Below are 23,601 nucleotides of genomic sequence, written 5' to 3'. Positions count from 1 at the left end.
ATACCTTCTTTAAAGATTTCTATGAATGAACGAAAAAAGATAGTATCAGAAAAAATAAGCAGCTTTAATGAAAATAATAAAAAAATTTTGCAAATATACTATGGTCACGGTAATAAACCACAACATGATTTCTTAGAAGAGCTACTATTTAATATAAATAGAGAACGTCATATAAAAGGTTTGTTATTAACCTGGGGAGATGTTGAAAGATATCTATACCAAATCATAGAAAAAATTGATTTTTTAGATTTTCTTGAATTACTACTTTGGCAAAGATTCAGTAAGTTAGAAGCGATAGTTAGCTTATCTAGTGTTATGAAAAGTAATGCTAACAAGTCTTTATACGATGTAAATGAAGGTTACGAAGCAATTACAGGTCAAAATTTAAACTCAATTTATAGAGAAATAATTAAAGGATTATTTATAAATCAAAATAATATTGATGCATGTCTAAGAAAGTATTTTGCTGCTAAAGATGATTTTGATATTTATTTTAATATTAATTCTAAAGAATCCACTAAATCACAAGGAGTTTTATTACTTCCAATTGAAACTTTATCTCTTGGACAAAAAGTCGCTGCAATTCTCACATTTATTTTTAATTTTGGCCTACATACCAACGATAATACACCACTTCTTATCGATCAGCCGGAAGATAATTTGGATAGCCAATATATATATAAAAATTTAGTTGAAAGTTTAAAAAAAATAAAAAACAAAAGGCAAGTAATTATAGTTACTCATAACCCCAGCATAGTAACTAATGCAGGTGCAGAGCAAGTTATTGTCCTAGCTTCAAATAATGGAAAAGGGTGGGTTGAAGCTCAAGGATATCATGGCAATGCCAAGATAACTAAACATATATTGCAATATCTTGAAGGTGGTGAAGAATCTTTTCTCCACAAGATGGAGACATATAAAACAATATTAGGTTTAGGTAACTAATTTAAATCTTACGATAGAATTTATATTAAAGAGATGAGCGGAAGTTTCATTTATTAATTTGACTTCAAAGAAAAAAGCGTATTCATCTTTAATAGATTAATTAGCATTCGTTTGGAAAATAAACAAAATGACTTCACCTTTTTTCGTAGACCTAGGTATAATTCAGCAAAAATATATAGTGAAATAGTTAAAGCTTCGCAACTTTCTTTATTTATGTATGGCGACATATTTTTACTAATTGGTTAATTCATCAACAAATTTGCTGAATTAAGCTAGGTGAATTGTTTTTTGGAGAATTAACATCACTTGAAACTTCAAAAGCTTCCATTTGTTCAAAGTCAAAGGGAACAAGTAATTTACTTAACGAGTTAGTATCTGTATTTGTTGGATTTAGCCAGAATTGTTCATCTTCAGGTTTTAATATTACTGGCATTCTATCATGTATTTCAGTCATTAACTTATTTGGTTGAGTGGTAATTACAGAACAAGAATATATCATTTCTCCTTCTGGGGATTTCCAAGATTCCCATAAACCAGCCATACCAAATGGTTGATCATTTTTCAGTTTAATACGCATAGGAATTTTACGTTCATCTGTACGTTTCCATTCATAGAACGAATCAGCAAGGATTAAACAGCGTTTCTTTTTATAGGCATTTCGAAAACTTGGTTTTTCGGCAATTGTTTCTGAACGAGCGTTAATCATTTTATAACCGATTTTCATATCTTTAGACCAGGGAGGAATCAATCCCCAACGTAAATATCCAAGACGATTCTTTTCCCCATCATTAATCACAGAAAGTACGGATTGAGAGGGAGCTACATTATAATTTGGATTATAAAGGGATTCTTCAATTGCTGAGTCGATATTAAAGCGGTCAATAATTGTTCCAAAGTCAGTAAATAAAGTAAAGCGACCACACATGCTATCACCTGCTTTTTAGGTTAAGTGTAGCAAAGTAGAATACGGAAAACAAACGAGTAGTAACTTATCGTCAAGTACGATAACTACTACTACTTATTATTATATTATTAATAATACGAAATCAGCCTTAAAAAAAATAACGCGCTACCTTCAGGCTGCGCGTTTATAAATATAACTACTATCCCTACTATTTTTCTCTTTATATTTTTTTCTTGTTCCCTTTTAATAACTAAACGCAATTAAAAATTTCTACCCGACTTTTTTGAAATAACTTTAAATTTTTCTTTCAGTCTTCTATTTGATAACCTATGAGATATTTTTTGATAACGGCAGTTCTTTTATATTTGACCATAAAACTTCAATTGTTTTTTTTCCATTAGCAGCATTAAAGGTGATTTTATTTATATAAGTAAGTTTAACTAGATGCTTCTCAGTATAAAAGGTAGATGTTTTGTAAACAAGAGAGTGTTTATTATTTTTAGATTTTTTTATTAGCAAAATTATCATCCTTTATTTTTTTCTTAATTTTATTAAGAAAAGTGAGGTTGAAATGATAATTTTGACAATGAATTTTTCATTTTCTTTTTCTCCAATTGTATAGAGATAATAAATACGTTTTTTTGACATAAAAAACAAGAACCATCCTACGATATATTGTAGGATGGATTATTTAAAGTTGTTAATTTTGTATCACTATAATTATTCTTATCTTCGAATTTGATAATAAAGTTGTTTGATTTTTAATTAACTAACGCCCCCTATAGTTTAAGTGCATTTGTTCACAAACTTAAAAAGTATGGCAAACCTTCTTTTTATTTTTTCGATTGAGCACAAGAAAAAATAGAAATAACAATCGTGTCAACAAAACCATCCTTACTTCCTACATATTGACAATTGTTCTGTTTTTTGTTTTTTAATCCAGCAAGGTAACTAAAAACAAAATTATAGATACAACACCTACCGAGATACTAATAAGGAAAAAGCGTTCCTGTTATTTCAGAAACGCCACCGATTGCGGAATATTGGTAATTGTAAAAAAAGTAACTATTTTATTCCATTTGAAATACGTTCAGTTAATAATATCGCCCTTGTTTTTGTCTAAATTTTTGCGCCATTTACTTCGCTCCGTAGTTGTCAGTTTCGCCCACTCAGTTTCTTCACCAATAATTCTTAAAGGATCTTGAGAACGATAAGATCGTGTTAAGTTACCCGGGAACTTTTTGTCAGTAACATTTGGGTCGTTTTCAAATTCACCTGTTGGTTCTATTTTAAAAACGCGTTCTCTTCCTTCTCCTTTTGCTAATGCTGCTGCAAGTCCTGCACCATTAGCATTAGCAGTGAAATAAATGTGGTTCATTTTAAGCCCAGGTTTGTAATTTGAATTTCCACCCGCTGTCAGCAAATCACCAACCTGTAAATCTGCCTTTGTCCCATGATAAAAAGGTCCTTCATCAGTAGGTACACCGTTATATGAGTTTGACAATTCATAATTTCTTTTTGCATTATCAGAATCACATAACTCCTCATAGCATTTGGCAATGTTTAAATATAACGTTGAGTATGCACTCTTAACATTATCATCATTTATATTTAGTGCACACTGTAAAGAGGTTTCCATCCATTTCAATTTGTCTGTAATACTCTTTTGTATACGAGCCAAATGATAAGCTGCAATAAACCTTTCATAGTCGTCTTTTGCTTCCTGCCATGCTTGATGAAACATTGTCGTTGCACCTTCAACATTTCCGCCATCTTCCATGTTCATCCCACTCATACAGAGTTTAATAACGGCGTTGTTTGGGTCAAATTTTATATTCATCTAATCTTACCTCCAAATTAATGAAATCACATTTTTGAACTACATTTCTTCAAAACCCTTTATCTAAAAGACCATGCCTTCCCTGTGAAATTTTTAAAAAATAAATTTATTCCGCTAAATGTCTTAAGCATTTCTATAATAAGACATACAATAGCCTTGTTACTTTATATATTATTTTATTATTTAAAAAAGTTTGTTTAGGAATTCTATATATTCCTCTTCTTTCATTGTAATATCTATTCTGTCAACCCTATCTGAATTAGCAAATAATATCGGTGTTTGGCTGAATTTGGTCCTTGTTGGTCCAATAGCACTCAAAATGAAATTAAGTACCTTAAAGCAATTTGTATCTAATCCACTTTCCGCCTCATTCTTTATACTAATAGTTACAAATCCCTCAACTCTTGAAAATCTCTTTCTTTGTGGTGATATACCTTGCCTTCTACAGTATCCTTTTAATGCCTCTTTAAAATAATCCATCTTATTATCCATTTTTCTGTAATCACCTCATTCTGATTTAATATACTAAACCTAACTTTAGTTCGATGAGTGTTTTACCGATTCCTTCTTGCGCTATCCTGCCCCTATAGCGACAAAAGAAGCATCTTATTTATTATAGGAATGTAGCACGATCTTTCTAAAGAATTTTTCATTAGGTTTTATTGATAAATGTTAAAAACACCACTAGAGCAAAAATAATAAACTTAGGGAAACACTATTTAGGACTTGCTACTCAAGATTTATTCTAAGAATGGTTTAATTAATTCCTGAATTTCGTCGTCATCCAATCTCTCGGACATTTCTTCGAAGAACTCTCCAACCGGTAATAATTCCACTGAAAAATCCTTATATAGCTCTTTAGAAACATGCTTTAAAACTTTATAGTACTCTGCAGCTAGTTGATATAAATCATTCTCTTTGGTATCCCTTTCTGGTAGTAACCTATTAAATATATATAACCTTTCAATAGTCATCTCATAGTTATTTAGCAGGGCAGTTATTGGGTCTGGAATTGAAAGTGTTTTTATTTCAGTCATGTATATCCTCCTTCGCATATATCTACATAATTTCTAAAAAGCGAAATTTTCATTATAAATCTGATTTACTAGCCATATGGATTACATCATCTTCTGTTAAATTTAGTAAGTTCATTCAAATATTCACCAAAAAATATGTAAATCCTTCTTTAACTCTCCTGCCCCGTTAGTTCTAGAAGAACTGGCAAGATTACGATGAATACTATTCGTTTTTAAATAACTTTATTGTTTATTAAACAACTATATAGTTGTTTAAAGGGACATTATTATTCGTGAACACCAATATAAATAAAAAAACCAGTATTAACAATAGTTTGTTAATACTGGTATTATGACAAGCCATACTATAATTGACCACATTAATTAAAATTTGCGATGATATCTAGATGAGTTAAATGCGTTATCAATTATATTTATTTTAACGGTATCCTTTTTAATTACTCCATTCTTATACTTTACTTCAAATTCAAATTTAGCTTCTCCTACTTTCAACATAGTTGGATAGTACTGATGTTTTTCTTCATAAAGCGAACCATTATACAATATATTAGTTACTTTATTTAAATCAACAGGAGAGGTAGTATTTTTGTTATCCATTTGAACCGCGGATAAAGTACTCTTTACATAAATAGTTTCATAAGGTGAAGTATCTGCTTCAAGTAAAAACTTTTCACCACTAAAAAATTTATCTAGTGTATTTCCAAGTTTCTCATGCTTTTTCTTCCAATCGGCTGTATGATTTACATGTCCTTTTATGATTAGTGGTTTAGCATAAAAGGATATATCTACAGTCGTTTTATCATGGCCATCATCCACTTCGGTAGTAAAATCATAATTCCCTACGTCTGGAACAAAAACATAACAAACCTCTTCACCAGAGTTAATATTTGATTTTGTTAAAACGGTTTGTTTATTCCCATAATCCTTTTCTAAAAATAATTTAACTGTCATTGGTTGTTTATCTAAATCAATTACTTTTATACAAACATTTACGGTATCACCTTCATATACATCCTTTGGTGTATATGTAAGAGTAACTTGTGGTGGTCTATTGGTAATCTTTAGAGTTTTCTCTTTTGTACCTGTAGCTCCATCATCATCTGTAACAGTTAATTTTATTTTATAATCTCCCACCTTAGTGAAAATATTTTTAGGATTTTTTTCAGTCGAGAATTTGGTCCAAGTCGTTTTATTTGGTTCCTGATATTCCCATATATTTGTTAATGGATCACCGTCTGTATCAAATGACTTGTTAGTGAAAGAGACAGTGGTATCATTATAAATGGTTGTTGGGTTCCAAGTAAAATCCGCAACAGGAGCTCGATTTTTAACAGTAACATTTTTAGTCACGTTGTGACTAGCTTCTCCGTCTGAAACCGTTAATCGGACTTTCCAAACCCCTTTCTTATTTAAAGTGTAAGAAGGGTCCTTAGAAGTAGAAATAGTACTCCAGGTAGATTCATTTGGCTTCTGAGCTTCCCACTTATACGTTAAAGAATCTTTATCAGCATCGGTAGACTTATTAGTAAAAGAAACGGACGTATCATTATAGATGGTACTAGGATTCCAAGTGAAATCTGCTACAGGTATCCTGTTTTGAACAGTAATGTTTTTAATCACATTATGACTAGCTTCTCCGTCTGAAACTGTTAATCGGACTTTCCAAACCCCTTTCTTATTTAAAGTGTAAGAAGGGTCCTTAGAAGTAGAAATAGTACTCCAGGTAGATTCATTTGGCTTCTGAGCTTCCCATTTAAACGTTAGAGAATCTTTATCAGCATCCGTAGATTTATTAGTAAAAGAAACGGACGTATCATTATAGATAGTACTAGGACTCCAAGTGAAATCTGCTACAGGTATCCTGTTTTGAACGGTAATGTTTTTAGTCACATTATGACTAGCTTCTCCGTCTGAAACCGTTAATCGGACTTTCCAAACCCCTTTCTTATTTAAAGTGTAAGAAGGGTCCTTAGAAGAAGAGATGGTACTCCAAGTAGACTCATTTGGCTTCTGAGCTTCCCATTTAAACGTTAGAGAATCTTTATCAGCATCCGTAGATTTATTAGTAAAAGAAACGGACGTATCATTATAGATGGTACTAGGATTCCATATAAAGTCAGCAACCGGAGTTCTATTCTGCACAGTAACATTTTTAGTTACGTTGTGACTAGCTTCCCCATCTGAGACAGTTAAACGAACTTTCCAAACGCCCTTTTTATTTAGAGTATAAGAAGGTTCTTTTGAAGTGGAAATGCTACTCCAAGTAGTCTCATTAGGTTTCTGAGTTTCCCACTTATACCTTAGAGAGTCACCGTCAGCATCTGAAGATTTATTACTGAAGGAAACAGAAGTATCATTGTAAATGGTACTAGGACTCCAGGTGAAATCAGCATTCGGCGCTCTGTTTTTTACAATAATATTTTTAGTCACATTATTGCTTGCTTCCCCATCGGAAACAGTTAGACGAACTTTCCAAATCCCCTTTTTATTTAGGGTATAAGAGGGATTTTTAGAAGTCGAAATCGTACTCCAATTAGTGTCATCAGGCTTTTGAGTTTCCCACTTATACGTTAGAGAGTCACCGTCAGCATCTGAAGATTTATTACTGAAGGAAACAGAAGTATCATTGTAAATGGTACTAGGACTCCAAGAAAAATCGGCAGCTGGTGCTCTATTCTGTACAGTAATATTTTTAGTTACATTATGGCTGGCCTCTCCATCTGAGACAGTTAAACGAACTTTCCAAACGCCCTTTTTATTCAAAGTATAAGGAGGGTCTTTAGAAGTAGAAAATGTACTCCAGGTAGTCTCATTAGGCTTTTGAGTTTCCCACTTATACGTTAATGAGTCACCGTCGACATCTGAAGATTTATTACTGAAAGAAACAGAAGTATCATTGTAAATGGTACTAGGATTCCAAGTGAAATCAGCTATTGGAGGTCTATTAATAACATATAAGGCATGACCGACAACACTTTCATCTTCTCCATCAGAAACAGTGAGTTTAAAGGTGTAGTCTCCCTTTCCTATAGTGAAACTTGACGGCGTTTTTGCAGTAGACACAGTCACATAATTACTATCTGCGCTGCCATATGGTTTTCTTACCCAGCGATATGTTAAAGAATCTCCGTCAGGATCTGAAGAACTATTAACCATCTTGATTGGTGTATCATTATAAATAGTATTGGAAGGATCCCATTCCCATTTTGCAACAGGAGGCCTGTTATTTACATATAAAGCATGTCCAGCTTCTGCCTCTTCTTTTCCATCAGAAACTACTAATTTAAAGGTATACTTTCCTTTTGCAATCTTAAAGCTAGATGGCGTTTTAGCAGTTGATATTTGAACATAATTACTATCAGCTGATCCATATGGTTTCCTGTACCATTTGTAAGTTAAAGGGTCGCCATCGGGATCAGACGAATTGTTTATCATTTTGACAGTTGTATCATTATAGACGTTATTGGAAGGATCCCATTCCCATTTTGCAATAGGAGGTCTATTTGGTTGAAATGATAATTTAGCTTGATCTCCTTTAAAAGTAAAATATGCGGTATTTGCCCATTTGGTTTTATTACTATCATGTGGACTTCTAACTCCATACCAAACAGCTGTTTGTGATTCTTCAAAATCGACTTTTGTATAAGTTTTCCCTTGAGTGAAGTATCTGTTATTACCTAATTCATCAATGACAGAGGGTGCACTTTCTCTGGGCGTTTTCCTTCGTAATACACCTTCTGCATTCATTTCTAAGGTATTAGTATTGGTACCACTTGAAAGCGATAACTTTCCTCCCTCATATGCTTTATTACTAAATTCGAAAGGAAGAATAAGTGGCGTATACACAATTTGATTTTGCACTTTTTTAACGATAAATAAATCCCAATTAGCTTTTTCTTTTTTATTGAAAAGCTCTTCTAAGGGTAAATAAGCATTAAAACTTACATCTTGATATTTCATATTGCAATCATCGTTCCATCTATTTGTTGCACTAGATGGACATTGGTTCCATATGCCAGCCCCTTGATTATTATATTCTAGATCCTCAGTTGCATCTAAACTTCCTTGAACTGTTTTATAAATTTTTACTGTGCCGATACCACTATCACCAGATGATTTTCTAGCAACTATATACGTATCTTGGTTAGAAGAGGTATGTTCACGATGTCCAAATAATACTGACCAACCCGAAAATCTAATATATTTTTGACTACCTTTCCCAAAATTTTTTGTTGTAACTTGATAACCATTTGTAACAAACTTGTCTGAATATACATCGTAAACTATTTTTCTTCCACTAGTCATAGTGAAATCTTTTGATCCCATTAGGTTATTCCAATTATTCTTAACCGTTGATGAAACATTATATATATCTTCATCACCAGTACTTGCGTGAGCATGATGCTCTTGAATAAAAAGTAAAAATAAAAAAAATAAAATAGGAATCAGAAAAAAAATCTTTGCATTTCTCATTTAAATCCCGCTTTCTATTCTTTGTAAAAAAATTAACATTTCACCTCCTAATAATAAAAAACGACCCAAAACTAAAGCAGTTTATTAAACTACTTCGTCTTGGGTCGTTCCCATTTAATATAAAAGTTTATATTAAATATTTTAAAGCAAATTAAATGGGGAATCAATAAATAACAATTTTAAATTTTTAATTTTTTCTTTCTAATAATGAAGATTACTGCAGCTCCGATAATTAGTACTCCTACTACCGAAATAATTATTGGGAGTTTACTAGATTTAGACTCATCTTCATCTAGAATTGAAGAACGAGTTGCTTCTTCTTTAATATTATCATTGTTTTCATTTGTAATATTGGTATCCATGTTATCTTCCTTGTTTTCAGTAGAAGGGTCGTTTTTATCAGAACTTTCTTTTTTCTGCTCAGTTTCCATTGTGCTTTCTTTTGTTTTATTATCATTTTTATCAGTAGATGTATTACTTCCTTCCTTTATCTTTGTTACAGAGGCAACAACTTTATTTTCCTCGTTATTGCTTCTATCGGAAGAACTACTTTGACTTGATTTTGATGAACTATTGGAAGAAGAACTGCTGTTTGTTTTTTTACTTTCTGAATTATTGCTTGTTCCACTTGATTTTGATAGATTAGTTGAGTTGCTTTTACTAGAACTCGATTTTGAAGTATTAGTTGAGTTATTTTTACTAGTATTGGTATTGCTTGAATTTTTACTACCTGTAGAAGTAGAAGGTTTTGTTGCTTTATTATCAGAATTCGGTTGTGTAACCGGTTTGGACTCTGGTTTAGGCTTTGGTGCAGGTTTAGGGTCTGGTTTAGGCTCAGGCTTTGGTGTAGGTTTAGGTTCGGGCTTTGGCTCAGGCTTCGGTGTAGGTTTAGGAGTTGGCTTAGTAGCAACCCTGTTAATATAAACCGTTAATTCTGCATGAGTGTGTTTATCTGAAAAAACGGGTACTATAAACTTTTGACCACTTTTTGTTACAGATTGATGAACCCCACCAAAAATATTAAAAGTATCTGCAGCCTTTGCATAATATCCATACACTATATCTCTGCATAATCCACTTGCATTTGCTGGGTTAGCTTGTGTAGCCTTATCTGAATTAATTGTCATGCTACAGGATGCTAAAGGTAACTCATCTGCAAGCAAATGCACTGGTTTTAATACTCCTAAAATTAGTATTAATGTTAATAACGTTATTACTCTTTTCATATAAATTTCCCCTCTCAATTTTTTTACTTTATTTTTTGTCCTTTATAAACGAAAAAAAGCGATCCAATGGGACGTTTTAATGGATCAGAGTATAATCACCCTAATCAACTTCTAAAACATAGTCCCAAAGAACCGCATCTTTTTTCATTAATCGAATAGCCATTGATGGCACAAAAAATAAAAAATAGTATTGATATGCCTTAATTATACCCGGTTCTTAAGATAATTTCATTATAAAAGTAAAAAAAATTGGTTGTTTTAACCATGTTCACTGTTTATATCGGATAATTTTGGAATATTAAAAGAAAAAACCATACAATTAGCATGGTTCTTTTATCCTGTTATTTATTTTTATACTCATAAACCGCTGCTTGTCGTATCATTGCAAGATCTCCTTTGAACCAGCGGGGGCTTTCAGTAGTTACAATGGCAATTACACAAGGACCTTCTACGTTTTCGAATACCTGGTAGTTATCGTTATAATATACAAACGGATAGGTCCTGGATATACTATCATCAATAAATTCTAGATGAACTAAGTACAATTCTTTCTGAAAAAAAGAGTTTGCGGTAGGTGTATAAACATAGCCCTGAGAACTTTTAAGTTTTAAATTATTATTTAAACTATTTTTAAGATTTTCTAATGATTTTTCTTTATCAAAGATTATCTTTCCTTCAGATAATGCAGCTGGATTAATCGCAAGACCAGCATCATGAACTGCTAATTCTAAAGAGTTCTTTAATTGTCTAGAAGCGGTTTTGTCTGTATCTAAATTAAGCTGTAATTGCATAATTAATGCAAAAAGTAGTGCAAATAATAAAGTTCTTAATGTTGTACTCATTATATACTCCTAATATTCGCTTAAGATTTTGGTGCTTTTTGAAATAGTTCTAGGACCTTGGTTGAATATATTAAGAATAAATATAAAAGTTCGTGGCACTTCAATAGTAGCTTCTATATATTCGTTTCGAGGGGTTAATTTAGATGTTCCTGTGATGATAATTTTAGATTCGTCAAAGTTATAACCCTCTACTAGAGTTTTTTTCATTTCCTTAATAATTTCTGGTGTTAATCTGCCTTCAATAGATGCTTTTTTTGCTCCTTCAGTTAAAGTAACTTCAATTGCTTCACGATGCATACTATCAATTGATGCTAATATTGGTGTGAATATAAGGTTTACTGTGATAAACAATACCATCCATTCGGCTAACGTTCTTGCCATTTAGAACACCCCTTTGAAAAAATCAAAGGAGCGGTAAACTCCTTTGACTGTAAATGTTGATCTTTTAATTATTACTAGATACACCAGCACCAGTAGGAAGGTTGCTTTGTGCTCCGTTAATTTTTGCGGAATAAGTAGTAGTATTTGAACCTACTAGATTGTATCCGATGAAGAATAAGAATGCGCTAATTGTTACTACTGTAAGTCCGATTTTCAAGAATTGAGCTAAAGTTGTGTTCATTTTTAAAATTCCCCTTTTACAATTTGATTTTTATTTGATGTTCATTTTGTAGCATATCTTGATACTGATTGTTTTTTGCTTTATAAGCATTAAATGAGGTTCCTAAAATTAAATAAGTCATAATGGATACAATTGCTGCCATCATCATAAATGTTAATAGTGATTTATTCATAATAATATCCCCTCGTTATCCACCGCTTTTTGCAGTATATAGAGCCATAGAATCAGAGAAACCAGATAATTCCTGATACAAAGCTACAAAAATAAATGTACTTATCACAATGGCTGTAATGGCGACTTTCATGAAAGTACTTAGCGACGTATTTATTGTTGGTCACCTCCTTAAAAGAATAATAGATTCCACCTTTACATTTGTGATTTATCTAATATAGCTATTACCATCATTACTACTACAAGTACAAAGTTTAATATATGAATAAAATGTGTAGCTTTGATAGGAATTTTTAATAGATCTGTTGTTATTTTTCTTTTTCTTCTGTAATTTTCAACTTGTTTTTTTGCAAATGTTCCATGCATTCCATTTAACTGTTCAAGTGCGGTCTCTCTTTTCATACTGTCTAGATTTTGTAAAACTCCGATTAGCGCCTCGCTGGGTTTAGAATCTAAGTGTTTAGAAAATTGTTCTAATGCTTTACTTGGTCCATCACTAGTCCATGAACTTAGTAATTCCGTTAACGGTTTTTGTAGCAAATAGAAAAATGGCTTTATATTTTGCAAAATACTATAAGTATTAAGACGATGGACAGTCATCATTTCTATTTCGTTAATGATTAAATCATAGAGCATAAAAATCTCTGAATGTAATTTCGATGTTTGATAGTCAATGGTTCTTTTCATGATATAAACAAATAACGAAATAGGATTACTAGGAAGAGCGAAAACAAATAGAAGTAATATAACATCAGCCTTTGGTGCAAGATAATCCATATTCCCTAATAAAACCGGAAAAACTATGTAATAAAGAACTAAAAATGCTGTTACTGAATATAGAATTAAATAGTATTTAATACCATTTAGTCCTAATGGATACTTTGCTTGTTTAAACCATTCCTCGGCTTTAGAATTTTTAGCAAGTCCTAAAATAGAGTTCTTATTTTTTTGTAAATTGCTTTTGAACCGTAAACGGTGTTGCATTCGTTCAGATGTTGAGTTCATTCCCAAATACACTAAATATCCTGAAGTAAAAGACAGAACAATCACAACTAAGTATTTAAATACATCTATGTATTTAAATAATAGAACTTCTGATTCCATAAAAATTTTACTCCTTTCCTTGTTATAGGTCGTTTTTAGGATGTTTTAAATAAATTGAAATTATAAGTGAAAAAACAGTCCCTACTACGGAAAGGCAAAAGGTAAATAATGTCCATTTTTCTCCAAATTGAAGCTTAAACCAATCCTGTGCTCCACTTGTAAAATAACCTAATAATAGTGAGCCAATAAACAATGGAACCGTTAGGAATCCATCATAAATAGATTCAACAGTTAGAGATTGTTCTTCTTCTAACATTTCTTCTGTATCCTCTATTTGTTTTGTTAGAACTAAGAGGGAATGTAATACGTTTTCTTTATACTTATAGCCTTTTAAAATAATACTTCCTAATCTTTTTGACCAATTGGTTCCAGTTGTATAAGTGAAAACTTGAATGCTATCTCTCAATTCTTGTTCATTTCGAGATAACTGAAGATCAGTAATTAAGCGAACTGTTACTTTTCTTAAACTTTTATTCTGTATTTCGTTTTGCATGGCACTTAAAGCGTAATAAATATCATATTTATTAACACTATAGGCTTGGGTTAGTTTCTGAACCATACTTAGAAATTCTGTACTCATGACATATCTCAATTTGTTTAATTTTATCCTTAACATTAAATATGGTACGGTCATCAGAAGTAACCCGAATAGTAGGGCGATAACAAAATCTTTTATTAAATAATAGATAAAAGCGAAACTAGTCAAACCAAGTAATGAGGTGAATAGGAGAAATACTCCAGTATCATTGTCACTACGATGATTACTTGTAGTTCTTATTAATAAGCTTATGTGTTTAAAAAAAGGGTGCTTATAAGTATGCGATTCAGGTGAAGCATTACCACTTTTGATTCTTCTTATTCGATACTTATAATTAACTTCTTGATACTTTATTTTGACTGAATCCATCATAATCTGATAGGAAATATAAAGCCCAGAAACGATTACGATGGAATAGAGAACGTAATTGATACCAGATTGCCAAAGCCATTGAAAATTATTCATTTAAAGCACCATCTAATAAATCATTAAGAATATTATCCTTTTGTCTCTCGTATTCGCTCATTGGAAAAAGTTTTTCTTTCTTCTTTAGATGATTTAATAGAATTTTAGTATCCTCTACACTTTCTTCAGCCATTAGATATAAAAGTTCCTTACTTATGTTAGAAGAATAATAGTATTGTCTGCTTATTGGGTGGTAGCGAACGAGATCTTGTTCTTTTGGTTTTTTTTCGATTTCATCCCATATAATTTCTGTTACACCGATAACCCTTTTCTTTCTTCTATCTCTTTCCGCGCTCAGGGAAATGACCAAGTCAATATTTCTCGCTACCCTCTCTTGTTCGTTATCAAATTTCCGATTGGGAAATTCATCTAATAAATGTCGGGTAATCTGAGCAACGATATTTTTAACGGCTGTTAAATGGTAAGTAGAAAATGCACCGCGTTCTCCTCTTTCACAAGCTTGTAAGTACCCCTCAGTTTCTAGAGAACGAATTTCCCCAACAGTAATATAGTCATGTTCCATACGAAGAAGTCTTGGTACGGCATGATGTAGGTCTCCTTCTGTGGCCTGAACTTCATAAATTAAACGATCTTTTAAATCCTCGGTTAGATTTAATTCAAAATGTTTTTCTAATACTGCAATTGTGTATTCAGGTGGTCTTTCGCGTATCATAGACTTCATAAAAGTTGTTTTTGCAGATCGAACTCTTCCAGCAAAAATGGTGTTAGCCATGCTTCTTGATAAGGCTCGATAAAAAGGAACATCATCTTGTGGGATTGTTCCTAATCTTGCTTGTTCTTCTAAACTGTTATTTTTAATTACGAATCGTCTAAATACTATAATGTCTAGTTTAGTTCTAGGATTCATCATCATGGTGATTCGCGAACCATCTTCTCGTTCTATTTCCAGTTCTGGTTGCTGCTCATTAATCAGTGCTTCTTTTGTTCTTATTTGAAAAGCTTTTTTTATACGATTTACGACTGCTGTACTTTCAAATTCTTCTGGTTGTTTTTGAAAATAACCATTTTTATCGATCCATAATTCTGTCCCTCTGATAACAGCTGATTCACTATTAGGTTCCTTATCCCATTTATGTAGAATACTTACGCCCCATACTTCATGGAAAATAGCTTCTGGTAAAGAATCATAAAAAGAGGGATATTCATCGGACGTAATATTCTCTTTTTGTAAGACTTCGTTTATTTTTGTTATAAAGTAAGATATAGCTTGTTTGTCACCAATAACTGCTTGGTGCTGTCTGTTTAACCAAACATCATCACTATTTGAATCTTCGTTTATTAAAGAGGAAGATTGATCATTTTCTACAGATTCAGCTATTATGATACTTTGTAGCTCTTCTTTAACTTGGTTACAAATTAAACGAAATGTCTTTTTTCTTTCATAGGTAGTTACAAAATCTTTTTTTAACCCTTTTTCCTCAATAGTTTTAGATAACCATTGGGAAGGCTCAAACTCACTTTCTAATCCTAATGATTGTTCTGTATCATTTTTAGCTGCATTTGAAGTCATTTTTTCGCCTCCATTTTACCGGTTAAATATAGATAAAAATCCTTTTTTATCTTTGTGCGTCTTCATATCTTCTTTTTCTGTTAATTTAGCTTCAGCAATTATGACATTGGCTAAAACATCTATTGGCTTGTTATAGCTACTATCTGAAAAATCGTATAGTAATTTTTTCTCAAAAGTAGCAATGGATCCTAGCTCCTTCATATCTGGTATTGTGACAACTCGATTCATATTTAGTTCTTCCTCAAGTTTTTTTTCGCTTATTAATGCATTCGCAGGTTGGAATTTATTGATAACAAGCATAAAATCATCATTTTTCCCACCAGAAGGTTCAATTATTTGTTGGTATAGATAAGGATAATATCCTCTATAGCCTTTCTCTTCTTGATTAGTAACAAGAAATTTCATATTACTACTTAAGTAAGCTTGTGCTGCAAGTGCAGAATCAAAGTGAGTGCCCGAATCGATTAAAATTACATCAAATAACTGTTGAGCTGTTTGAATCAAATGTTCAATTTCATAAGGTTTATAAAATCTTTGCATTTTAATATCGCGGTTGCCGGCCAAATGATAAAAGGAATCATGATAATAAATAGCTTCGGATAACCTGTTTATCGTTAAATTTTTGACATTGAGATCTACTTTCAAATCATTTAAATATTGACCCTGATACAAGTAAAAATAATCGGCTGGATCCCAACTATTTAAACTCAAAACTAAAACCTTTTCTTTTACTTTGAGTGATAATGCTCTTCCTAAATTTAAAGTAGTAGAGGAAACACCAGCACCATTATGTGTGCCAAATATGCCAATGATTCTCTTTGATAAATAATCATCTTTATTCGTTAGGTTATTGATACAGTATTCAACTACTTGAAGTTCTGTAGAATATTCATGAATAAGGGTTACTTTATATGCTGCACATAGTCTTGTAATTGTCTTAGTAAATTGTTCGCTCTTGATTTGACTAGGCTTAAAATACATGGGAATAGAGGGATATTTCTCTCTAACTACTCCTATGTTATTGATGTCAAATGAATCTCCATCTAATAAAACAGCATCCATTTTTTCCTTATTTGAATAATCAATATTGCCCATATGAGCATGGAGGTTGTCCATTTTGTCAATTAGTTCTTTGTAGATAGAGTTTTGACTAAAAATTAATATTTCCATTACATGTCCTTCTCCCTATTGATAAGTTATATATAATTTTGCTCCTTTACCGAGCACTTCGTTCATTAACTTTTTAAAGTCCTCTTCATTTAAAATAATCTCCAAATCACTTATGCTTGAAGTAGCATTAAGTCGTTTATCCTCTTTGTTGTTTTCTGATGATGAGATTACCTCTTTATTACTCGAATCTTTTACATAAACAACCTTTATTGATTTTAAGAACGGTTCACTTTCCATTGAATTAGATATTTTTTCGATCTGTTCTTTTGTATCCTCAGAGCTAGTAGTAGATGGACCATTTTTATTTAAATTTGTAGTTCCATCGTTATAAATCAAATAAATATTAACGGTATCTTTTCTTCTTAAAGAACCAGGCATTGCATAAATCATTTCTTTCGTTATAGGGCGAATAGCTTCGCCTTCCTCTTCATTTGGTAAAAGTTCGTCGTAATCTATCATTGTTTTACTAAGAAGTGAATTCCCTTGGATAATTTGATTAGCATCTAATCCAATAATTTCATCCACTTCTGCAGGTAGGATGACGTCATTCATTAAAGTTTGTTTAGGTCTACGTTCTATCAGTATCTTATCTTCTGTAATAGGTTCATTTTTTAATATTTCAGAAGAGGGCTTAATCACTACAACCTCTGTTGAATCAATTCGTACTCGTAAAAATTGATCATAGAATAAGGTTAAACCGATAGCTGATACACCTACCAATAGACCGCTGATTATTTTGATGGAAGGTCTTTTAAAGAAATTCATTCGTTTTGATTACCTCCTGGATTCGTTTTTTCTATCTTAATTTTTCTATTGAAGAGTTTGTTTAATATCCCGCTTGCTTTAGTTTTCAAGAGTTTATTAGGAAGTAAAAGTTCTAATATAGGTACCAAAAGTTCATTTACTTTGCTTTTATAATCCTTATAGTCGTTAAGGAATATCCCTTGATACTGTGCTTCATATACATCTTCATCTTCAAAAGAGGGAATTATAGAGATTAATTTATCTTTAAATAAATCTTGAATTAAGGGATTTTTCTTTATTTTTTCATTGAAACGATTACCAATGATATGTGTTTTCTCAGATTCGATAAGGCTAGAGAATAGTGGATTTTCACCAAGCCCTTGAAGTTGGGTGACATCTGAGTCAAGAACAATGAATAGATGATCTGCTATCTCTAATAAATCAGTGACTACCTCATTGTCTAAGTTGCTACCAACATCAATAATCGTTACAAGTGATGAATTAGTGTAGAGTAACTTTATATAATCCTCAAAGCTAATTCCTACTGGTTCCTCACTTAAAGTGGGATTATGACATATAAGTTCAACACCATCACGAAACCACTCTGTTTGAATATCTGAAGTATTCTCTTGTTGTGCACTCCACTTATTTACGTAATTTGGAGCAAATTCATGGCCATAAAAACGGTCATATGTATAGGGATTTAGCAAGGGATCTTCCACATATAATGTGCTAACTTGGTAATTTGCTATGCTACGAGCTAATATATGTGAAATAAATGTTGTACCATTGCGTTGGTAAAAGCTACCTACAAGGATAGTTTTCTTCCTAACTGGAACACCTACTACTTTTTCACTGGGTGCATTATGTACGTGAATTGAGTATTCCCTTTTTATGACATTTTTTTGAACGATTCTTTGTACGATAGTTTTTTCTTTAGTGTTTTTTTCTTTGTGTGTTTTACCGTTCTCATTTTCGTTAACAGATTCCTCTTCCGAATCTTCTTCCAGTAGAGAGGGAATCACTTCACCATCGATACTAAGAGAGTTATTGATAAAACGTGCTACTTCTGCGAATGAGACTTTCCCTTTTAACTGGTTTATAAATTGTTCAATATCTATTCTTTGGGTATTGAATATATCAAGTACTCCCATACTAACTAGTCGAGAAAGAAGCGGATCATTGCTTGATCGTTCGCATAGGAAAACAATTCTTAATGCGTCGTCGAAATCAAGTCGGAGTTGTTTTATAATACTTAACAGCTCAATATCTTTATCTTTTTGATTTTCTTGCATGGATTCTAAATAAGTATCATGCACAATTAGTATTGAAGGAGTTTCTTCTTTAACAATTTCATAGAGATATTTTCGATGTAAAATTTCTTGTTTACTTAAAGTGAAATCTTCAGGATACTTTGAAAAGGTCTCAATTAAAATCTTGGTATAGGTTTTATCACCTACCGCTATAAGAACCTTCTTTGTCATACTAAAACTCCTTTAAAACAAAAAAACACCCGAACACAAGGCAATTACAAAGAATTGTCTTACATTCGGGTGCTTCCCGTTAGTCATTATATTAATTTGCGTATTTTCGGTATGAAAGTCTTCTAGAATCCTAGAAGACATTTACATTTAAAAGAGAAAGATTGACGACGATTCAATCTTTAAAATTATAGTATCATGTTACTACTCCACATTCAAGTTAATTATTAACAAAAAGTATTGAAAAATTTAATTATCGCTTAAATCAATTTCTGTTACATATGAAAAGTTATATTTAGCTTCTTTTAAGGAGTCTCTTACAAAGAATAAGAAAAAAGTATTAGAAGTTGATATTGAAAAAGCTAGAAAATGCTCCTTAACAATAAATAAGAGATTATTAGTTGTTTTAACATAATATATTTTGAAATATTCTAAATATACCTGTTAAATTACAAATATAAGATTAATTAATATAATAGATATGTATATAAAAATACCTGTAGTTAGCATTCTTTTTAAAATGTCCTAACTACAGGTATCTCTGTTTATTCTGTTTAATCAATTATTTTATCTTATAAAAGTTCCAAGTGTATTCTAATGTTCAGAATTATATTTATCTATCCCTTTTTGAATTTGTGCTTGATCTTTTGGATCATCGAAAAAACTCTTGTAAAATTTTATGTCAGAAGTTCCAACACCGATTTGTACTAACCCAGCTGCAGACTTTAAAGTTGTAGCACTAAAAATAGATCTTCCAACATACCCATAATGAAAATTACCAATTGCTTCACCTGTCATTAAAGATTTATTTAAATCTGAAACTGTATACTTTGTTGTTGTTCCTAATTGAACTTTATAATCCCATACTCCACCGGGTTTAACTCTTTGTGCGAAATATGAACCAGCAACTAGATGTCTAGTTCCAAATACAGCATTGTCATATACTTTTTTAAGTGATTTTGCATGACTTCTAGTTGAAGACATAATACTAATAATTTGCGCCATAGGTCTTATAACAATTTCCCTAGGTACATCTGTAACATAGTTAATTAAAAGATCTTTGTCTACGGTAATTGCTTTTTCAGTAATTAGTACATTTATTTTTTCAATAAAATTCTTTAAAGTATTAAGATCATTCTCCGATAATTTTTCAGCATCTACAAAACTATTATAATTAACATTGAGTGTTTTATCGGAATTTAATGAAACTAGATCTTTATGTTTAAGAAGTAGTGTATAAGCATCTTCATCAGAAGAAACGGCTGTAACATTTAAATCAATTGAATCATTATATATGTCTTCTATAGAATTATTAATTTCATTTAAAACACCATTTGAAGAGTCAGGTTCAGCAGCATAAATATTAGTAGGTGTAAGAATAAATAAACAAGCTATAACAATTATAAATTTAGTTAAAAAAATTCTATTACTCTTCATAACTTTATTACCTCACTATTAAATTATTTTTTAAGATTACTAACCATTGAACCAATCTGGACTAAAAAGTAACCAGACAATAAAAGTATAAGACATAATAAAAATTGAAATTAAGTACCCAATAGTCAAAAATATATCTACACTTTTAAATTTCTTTATAGTTATGGCATTTTTTAAATACATAAGAAATAAAACTAGACCAATTATTAAGCAGACAATATTTATAATTCCTAATAAATAATATCCAGGATATATTGGACTTATAATGTAAATAAAATAGATCAATAAATAAACAAAATCTACTAATAATAACTGAAATAATCTTTTTCTAATAGACATATTTCCCCCCCTTTCTATACTGTAAATTTATTGCTAACTATTCCATTATATAGAAATTTTGTTGTTTTTTCAATTTTTTTTGAAAATTATCAATATTTTAGGTTGGATAATTGATAATAGGTGGGGATAAATTTTGAGAAATTGAGGGGAAATTATTTAAGTCTTTAACTGGTAATAAAATGTAGTTCTTAGACTAACTTGTTCGTCATTATAGTCAATAGTCATTAATACACACAATAGCATAGGACGTTCATTATAGGTCCTTCAAAATATCGATTATAATAATTTTTCTATAAATAAACATGTATTACTAGGATTTCAATCTTGAAAGTTTATTTTGCCTTACTGTTGCAATCAGTGTAAGGCAAAACAAAGTAGTTAGTCCATTCTGATTTTTCTTTTTATTTATCAGCATTCAATCTTCTAATTATACCTGGTATTACGTTTCCTAAGTTACCTTTCTTATACTGTTGTATAAAATCACGATATAGTAATCTTAATATATCCTCTACTACAAATTCATTTTCTGGTTCAACATCTGTAATATCAGATAGCATTACCTCCAATCTAAGTGCTACTTTTCTTCTTAGTGAACATTTAATCTGTTTTGTTTTGGTTGTTTTATTTGGTTTAGCAAAAGTAAGAGGTTGATGCTTATCTTCCGAATAACTATATATTTTTACAAAATAATCATTTCTCTGTTTTAATTCATGATATAAGTCGTAAGGATTGTTCCTATCTTTAACTTGAAATAGAAAGTCATCGACTAAAATACTTATAAGATCTCGTTGGGTAAATTCATAATTTCCCATTGCCTCCGCGACATCTTCACAAAATAACTCCCCTCTCAAATATTCAGAAACAGGGATGAAAAAGGAATAAGGAAGTTTAACTGGGTTAGTTAATTTATTTAATGAAAAGTTTAATAATCTGTCAAAAAATCCATCTGGTCGATACGATAACTCATTAAGTTCCTCTTCATAAACAGGATATATTGGTTTATTTGATTTAGCCATATAAATGACCATCTCTTTCTTTTATTAACATGAATTTCAATAGGCGGTATGCTGCTTCTTTAAGGCTACAATCCCATTCAACTGTCTTATCAAAGAGTAGGTCATGATAGTAAACTTCTAATTTAGCAGGATAAGGCTTGCCTTTTGGGTCATAGGAGTCATCAAAAATTTGGGCATCTTTATATTCTGTTAGAGCTTTTTTTACTAAGAGTGAACAAAAAGGTGTTGGTTGTAGTCCTCTCCTATTTGCCAATCTTTTAATGAGTTTTCTTTCTTCATCTGAAAGAGGAATCTTAACATCCTTTTTTTTATCTATCCTCGTTTTGCGTCCCTCATCTTTTGTTATTGGTATTTTCCGAACATTCCTTATTAGTAATGGATCTTCTTTCTTTTTATGATTGTTGTTAAAAATAGGATTTAATGGCTTCCTTCCATCCATAGCCCTCTCTTCCCCCTCTTCTTTTTTTGTTTTGCCCTACTTTATCTCAGTGTCAGTATGCCAAATTGTTATATTGATAGAGTATGAGGAGGAGGAGAGGTTTAGAACGTATAGAAACTAGAATTTTGGACAAACTTTAAATAGACGAATAATTTTATATAAAAGGAGCTTTTTATATGGCAAAAAAAAACACTGTAATTAGTCCTGTATCTAAGGAAGTTTTAAAACAGTTTGGAGAGCTAGGGAAAAAATCAGCAGCAGTTAAGAAAGTAAAAATAAAAAAATAGCGGTTCTGGATAAGGGCCGCTATACATAATTAAAAGTTCATCTCTTTTAAGGTAATTTGTTCTTTTATGATACTTACAGCATTTTAATAATGATATATAATTACAGGGAAATTTAATTAATAATTCCCCTGCAAATGAACATTTATTCTTTGTAATTTTTGATGTTTCAGTGGTTGATAATAGGCACTCTCTAAATTTTCATTTATTAATTCTTCAACTAAGAAAAGAATATTAAATGGTAATGTATCTAATAACAGTTCTTTATGAATTGCTTCAGCAATAGATATGGTAGATGTATATATAATTACGATTTGCGGATTTTCAGGAAAATCTGAAATTGGTAAATTACCATATTTATTATAGACATATTTCCAATTCTCAAACTTATCTCTGAAATAACCAATAAAGTTTTGGTTCATTTGTGCTCTGTCAATAAGAAAGTTAATATTCCCATTAGGGGTTTTTACTTCTGCTGCACTCATTGGGAACTTATACCGAGCATTATTTGCTAGACGAGCATTCCATTTCCATTTAGAAACAACTTTCTTTTCTATGAATTGGCAGCGAAGCTCATTCATTGATACATATCGTTTTAATCCACCTACACCATAATTATCCCATCTATCAGGGGCCATAAAGAACTGATCGCTATAATAATGTTTTAGTAGCCTATAACCCGCTACCCCTAATGTAAAGGGAGCGGGAGGTCGTGTTTCTTCATCACCCCGTATTCTAACTTTCCATCTATCTACAACACCATTGGTTCTCAATCGATCTAAACGCTTAGAGGTTTCTGACCTACTCATTAGAGAAGACATATATCTCCTAATTTGGTCCTCATTTGCACAAACAGCGTCACCTAGAACTTTAATAAGGGTAAAATCCGCTTCATCAATAATTTTTCTGTTTAATAGTGTCATAGCACCTTCTATCCCTGTATATGGGTAATATTTCGAAGGTTTTACATAACTACTTTTAAGTAGTGGATGG

21 protein-coding genes are annotated in these 23,601 nt (G+C 31.4%); 1 reads left to right on the top strand and 20 read right to left on the bottom strand.

All coding sequences use genetic code 11. From position 1 onward, the window contains the following. Positions 1-21 precede the first annotated feature (21 nt). Complete coding sequence (locus NiCM35_RS21180) at positions 22-945, top strand: AAA family ATPase (protein ID WP_152112370.1); 924 nt, start codon at positions 22-24, stop codon at positions 943-945. Between the two features lie 250 nt (positions 946-1,195). On the opposite strand, the gene NiCM35_RS21175 is transcribed toward NiCM35_RS21180, so the two are convergent. From NiCM35_RS21175 to NiCM35_RS21080, 20 genes are all read right to left on the bottom strand, one after another. Next, positions 1,196-1,870, bottom strand: a complete 675-nt coding sequence (locus tag NiCM35_RS21175; protein WP_016205108.1) for an SOS response-associated peptidase — start codon at positions 1,868-1,870, stop codon at positions 1,196-1,198. A 1,069-nt stretch (positions 1,871-2,939) separates the two neighbouring features. Continuing rightward, on the bottom strand, positions 2,940-3,689 hold the full coding sequence (gene arr / locus NiCM35_RS21170) for an NAD(+)--rifampin ADP-ribosyltransferase (RefSeq protein ID WP_341192244.1): 750 nt from the start codon (positions 3,687-3,689) through the stop codon (positions 2,940-2,942). Between the two features lie 183 nt (positions 3,690-3,872). Continuing rightward, positions 3,873-4,181 (bottom strand): hypothetical protein, encoded by a 309-nt coding sequence (locus tag NiCM35_RS21165; RefSeq protein WP_341192243.1) that lies wholly within the window; start codon positions 4,179-4,181, stop codon positions 3,873-3,875. A gap of 248 nt (positions 4,182-4,429) precedes the next feature. Further along, on the bottom strand, positions 4,430-4,726 hold the full coding sequence (locus NiCM35_RS21160) for a hypothetical protein (protein WP_016205128.1): 297 nt from the start codon (positions 4,724-4,726) through the stop codon (positions 4,430-4,432). A 363-nt stretch (positions 4,727-5,089) separates the two neighbouring features. Next, positions 5,090-9,199, bottom strand: coding sequence for a PKD domain-containing protein (locus NiCM35_RS21155; protein WP_152112366.1), 4,110 nt, complete (start codon positions 9,197-9,199; stop codon positions 5,090-5,092). 179 nt (positions 9,200-9,378) lie between these two features. After that, positions 9,379-10,425 (bottom strand): hypothetical protein, encoded by a 1,047-nt coding sequence (locus tag NiCM35_RS21150; RefSeq protein WP_016205130.1) that lies wholly within the window; start codon positions 10,423-10,425, stop codon positions 9,379-9,381. A gap of 341 nt (positions 10,426-10,766) precedes the next feature. Continuing rightward, entirely contained in the window at positions 10,767-11,267 is a 501-nt protein-coding gene (locus tag NiCM35_RS21145; RefSeq protein ID WP_016205131.1) for a hypothetical protein, read from the bottom strand. A 9-nt stretch (positions 11,268-11,276) separates the two neighbouring features. Next, positions 11,277-11,648: a hypothetical protein gene (locus NiCM35_RS21140; RefSeq protein ID WP_016205132.1), complete on the bottom strand. Its 372-nt coding sequence runs from the start codon at positions 11,646-11,648 to the stop codon at positions 11,277-11,279. A gap of 64 nt (positions 11,649-11,712) precedes the next feature. Then, positions 11,713-11,889 carry a hypothetical protein gene (locus NiCM35_RS21135; protein WP_162837589.1) on the bottom strand — a complete coding sequence of 59 codons (177 nt, stop codon included), beginning with the start codon at positions 11,887-11,889 and terminating at the stop codon, positions 11,713-11,715. A gap of 16 nt (positions 11,890-11,905) precedes the next feature. Next, positions 11,906-12,061, bottom strand: a complete 156-nt coding sequence (locus tag NiCM35_RS21130) for a hypothetical protein (RefSeq protein WP_193224519.1) — start codon at positions 12,059-12,061, stop codon at positions 11,906-11,908. Positions 12,062-12,255: 194 nt separating this feature from the next. Further along, positions 12,256-13,164 carry a hypothetical protein gene (locus NiCM35_RS21125; RefSeq protein WP_433780728.1) on the bottom strand — a complete coding sequence of 303 codons (909 nt, stop codon included), beginning with the start codon at positions 13,162-13,164 and terminating at the stop codon, positions 12,256-12,258. Positions 13,165-13,186: 22 nt separating this feature from the next. Continuing rightward, a complete protein-coding gene (locus tag NiCM35_RS21120) occupies positions 13,187-14,167 on the bottom strand; it encodes a hypothetical protein (protein WP_152112365.1) in 981 nt (326 codons plus the stop codon). Further along, positions 14,160-15,698, bottom strand: a complete 1,539-nt coding sequence (locus tag NiCM35_RS21115; protein WP_016205135.1) for an ATPase, T2SS/T4P/T4SS family — start codon at positions 15,696-15,698, stop codon at positions 14,160-14,162. Before NiCM35_RS21115 ends, NiCM35_RS21120 begins: the two co-directional genes overlap by 8 nt. Before the next feature lie 15 nt (positions 15,699-15,713). Further along, positions 15,714-16,868, bottom strand: a complete 1,155-nt coding sequence (locus NiCM35_RS21110) for a P-loop NTPase family protein (protein WP_016205136.1) — start codon at positions 16,866-16,868, stop codon at positions 15,714-15,716. A 15-nt stretch (positions 16,869-16,883) separates the two neighbouring features. Beyond that, entirely contained in the window at positions 16,884-17,633 is a 750-nt protein-coding gene (locus NiCM35_RS21105) for a hypothetical protein (protein WP_016205137.1), read from the bottom strand. Next, positions 17,630-19,096, bottom strand: a complete 1,467-nt coding sequence (locus NiCM35_RS21100; RefSeq protein WP_016205138.1) for a P-loop NTPase family protein — start codon at positions 19,094-19,096, stop codon at positions 17,630-17,632. Before NiCM35_RS21100 ends, NiCM35_RS21105 begins: the two co-directional genes overlap by 4 nt. Before the next feature lie 591 nt (positions 19,097-19,687). Next, positions 19,688-20,530 (bottom strand): polymorphic toxin type 44 domain-containing protein, encoded by an 843-nt coding sequence (locus NiCM35_RS21095; RefSeq protein ID WP_053215730.1) that lies wholly within the window; start codon positions 20,528-20,530, stop codon positions 19,688-19,690. Positions 20,531-21,270: 740 nt separating this feature from the next. Then, on the bottom strand, positions 21,271-21,885 hold the full coding sequence (locus tag NiCM35_RS21090) for a hypothetical protein (RefSeq protein ID WP_016205276.1): 615 nt from the start codon (positions 21,883-21,885) through the stop codon (positions 21,271-21,273). Beyond that, the gene (locus NiCM35_RS21085; protein ID WP_016205275.1) at positions 21,878-22,324 is read right to left on the bottom strand and encodes a hypothetical protein; all 447 of its coding nucleotides are present in this window, start codon (positions 22,322-22,324) and stop codon (positions 21,878-21,880) included. Before NiCM35_RS21085 ends, NiCM35_RS21090 begins: the two co-directional genes overlap by 8 nt. A gap of 403 nt (positions 22,325-22,727) precedes the next feature. Further along, a complete protein-coding gene (locus NiCM35_RS21080; protein WP_226752558.1) occupies positions 22,728-23,531 on the bottom strand; it encodes a replication-relaxation family protein in 804 nt (267 codons plus the stop codon). Positions 23,532-23,601 lie beyond the last annotated feature (70 nt).

The sequence above is a fragment of the Niallia sp. M35 genome (genome assembly GCF_050971705.1).
Classification (GTDB): Bacteria; Bacillota; Bacilli; order Bacillales; family Cytobacillaceae; genus Niallia; species Niallia circulans_A.
This window is presented reverse-complemented; position numbering and strand designations above follow the sequence as displayed.

Excerpts from the sequence above, each read along its gene's own strand:
- NiCM35_RS21175 (WP_016205108.1), bottom strand. The coding sequence starts at position 1,870 with ATGTGTGGTCGCTTTACTTTATTTACTGACTTTGGAACAATTATTGAC.
- NiCM35_RS21095 (WP_053215730.1), bottom strand. The coding sequence starts at position 20,530 with ATGAAGAGTAATAGAATTTTTTTAACTAAATTTATAATTGTTATAGCT.
- NiCM35_RS21100 (WP_016205138.1), bottom strand. The coding sequence starts at position 19,096 with ATGACAAAGAAGGTTCTTATAGCGGTAGGTGATAAAACCTATACCAAG.
- NiCM35_RS21105 (WP_016205137.1), bottom strand. The coding sequence starts at position 17,633 with ATGAATTTCTTTAAAAGACCTTCCATCAAAATAATCAGCGGTCTATTG.
- NiCM35_RS21155 (WP_152112366.1), bottom strand. The coding sequence starts at position 9,199 with ATGAGAAATGCAAAGATTTTTTTTCTGATTCCTATTTTATTTTTTTTA.
- arr (WP_341192244.1), bottom strand. The coding sequence starts at position 3,689 with ATGAATATAAAATTTGACCCAAACAACGCCGTTATTAAACTCTGTATG.
- NiCM35_RS21145 (WP_016205131.1), bottom strand. The coding sequence starts at position 11,267 with ATGAGTACAACATTAAGAACTTTATTATTTGCACTACTTTTTGCATTA.
- NiCM35_RS21110 (WP_016205136.1), bottom strand. The coding sequence starts at position 16,868 with ATGGAAATATTAATTTTTAGTCAAAACTCTATCTACAAAGAACTAATT.
- NiCM35_RS21130 (WP_193224519.1), bottom strand. The coding sequence starts at position 12,061 with ATGAATAAATCACTATTAACATTTATGATGATGGCAGCAATTGTATCC.
- NiCM35_RS21160 (WP_016205128.1), bottom strand. The coding sequence starts at position 4,726 with ATGACTGAAATAAAAACACTTTCAATTCCAGACCCAATAACTGCCCTG.
- NiCM35_RS21085 (WP_016205275.1), bottom strand. The coding sequence starts at position 22,324 with ATGGATGGAAGGAAGCCATTAAATCCTATTTTTAACAACAATCATAAA.
- NiCM35_RS21115 (WP_016205135.1), bottom strand. The coding sequence starts at position 15,698 with ATGACTTCAAATGCAGCTAAAAATGATACAGAACAATCATTAGGATTA.
- NiCM35_RS21120 (WP_152112365.1), bottom strand. The coding sequence starts at position 14,167 with ATGAATAATTTTCAATGGCTTTGGCAATCTGGTATCAATTACGTTCTC.
- NiCM35_RS21080 (WP_226752558.1), bottom strand. The coding sequence starts at position 23,531 with ATGACACTATTAAACAGAAAAATTATTGATGAAGCGGATTTTACCCTT.
- NiCM35_RS21090 (WP_016205276.1), bottom strand. The coding sequence starts at position 21,885 with ATGGCTAAATCAAATAAACCAATATATCCTGTTTATGAAGAGGAACTT.
- NiCM35_RS21165 (WP_341192243.1), bottom strand. The coding sequence starts at position 4,181 with ATGGATAATAAGATGGATTATTTTAAAGAGGCATTAAAAGGATACTGT.
- NiCM35_RS21150 (WP_016205130.1), bottom strand. The coding sequence starts at position 10,425 with ATGAAAAGAGTAATAACGTTATTAACATTAATACTAATTTTAGGAGTA.
- NiCM35_RS21140 (WP_016205132.1), bottom strand. The coding sequence starts at position 11,648 with ATGGCAAGAACGTTAGCCGAATGGATGGTATTGTTTATCACAGTAAAC.
- NiCM35_RS21135 (WP_162837589.1), bottom strand. The coding sequence starts at position 11,889 with ATGAACACAACTTTAGCTCAATTCTTGAAAATCGGACTTACAGTAGTA.
- NiCM35_RS21125 (WP_433780728.1), bottom strand. The coding sequence starts at position 13,164 with ATGGAATCAGAAGTTCTATTATTTAAATACATAGATGTATTTAAATAC.
- NiCM35_RS21180 (WP_152112370.1), top strand. The coding sequence starts at position 22 with ATGAATGAACGAAAAAAGATAGTATCAGAAAAAATAAGCAGCTTTAAT.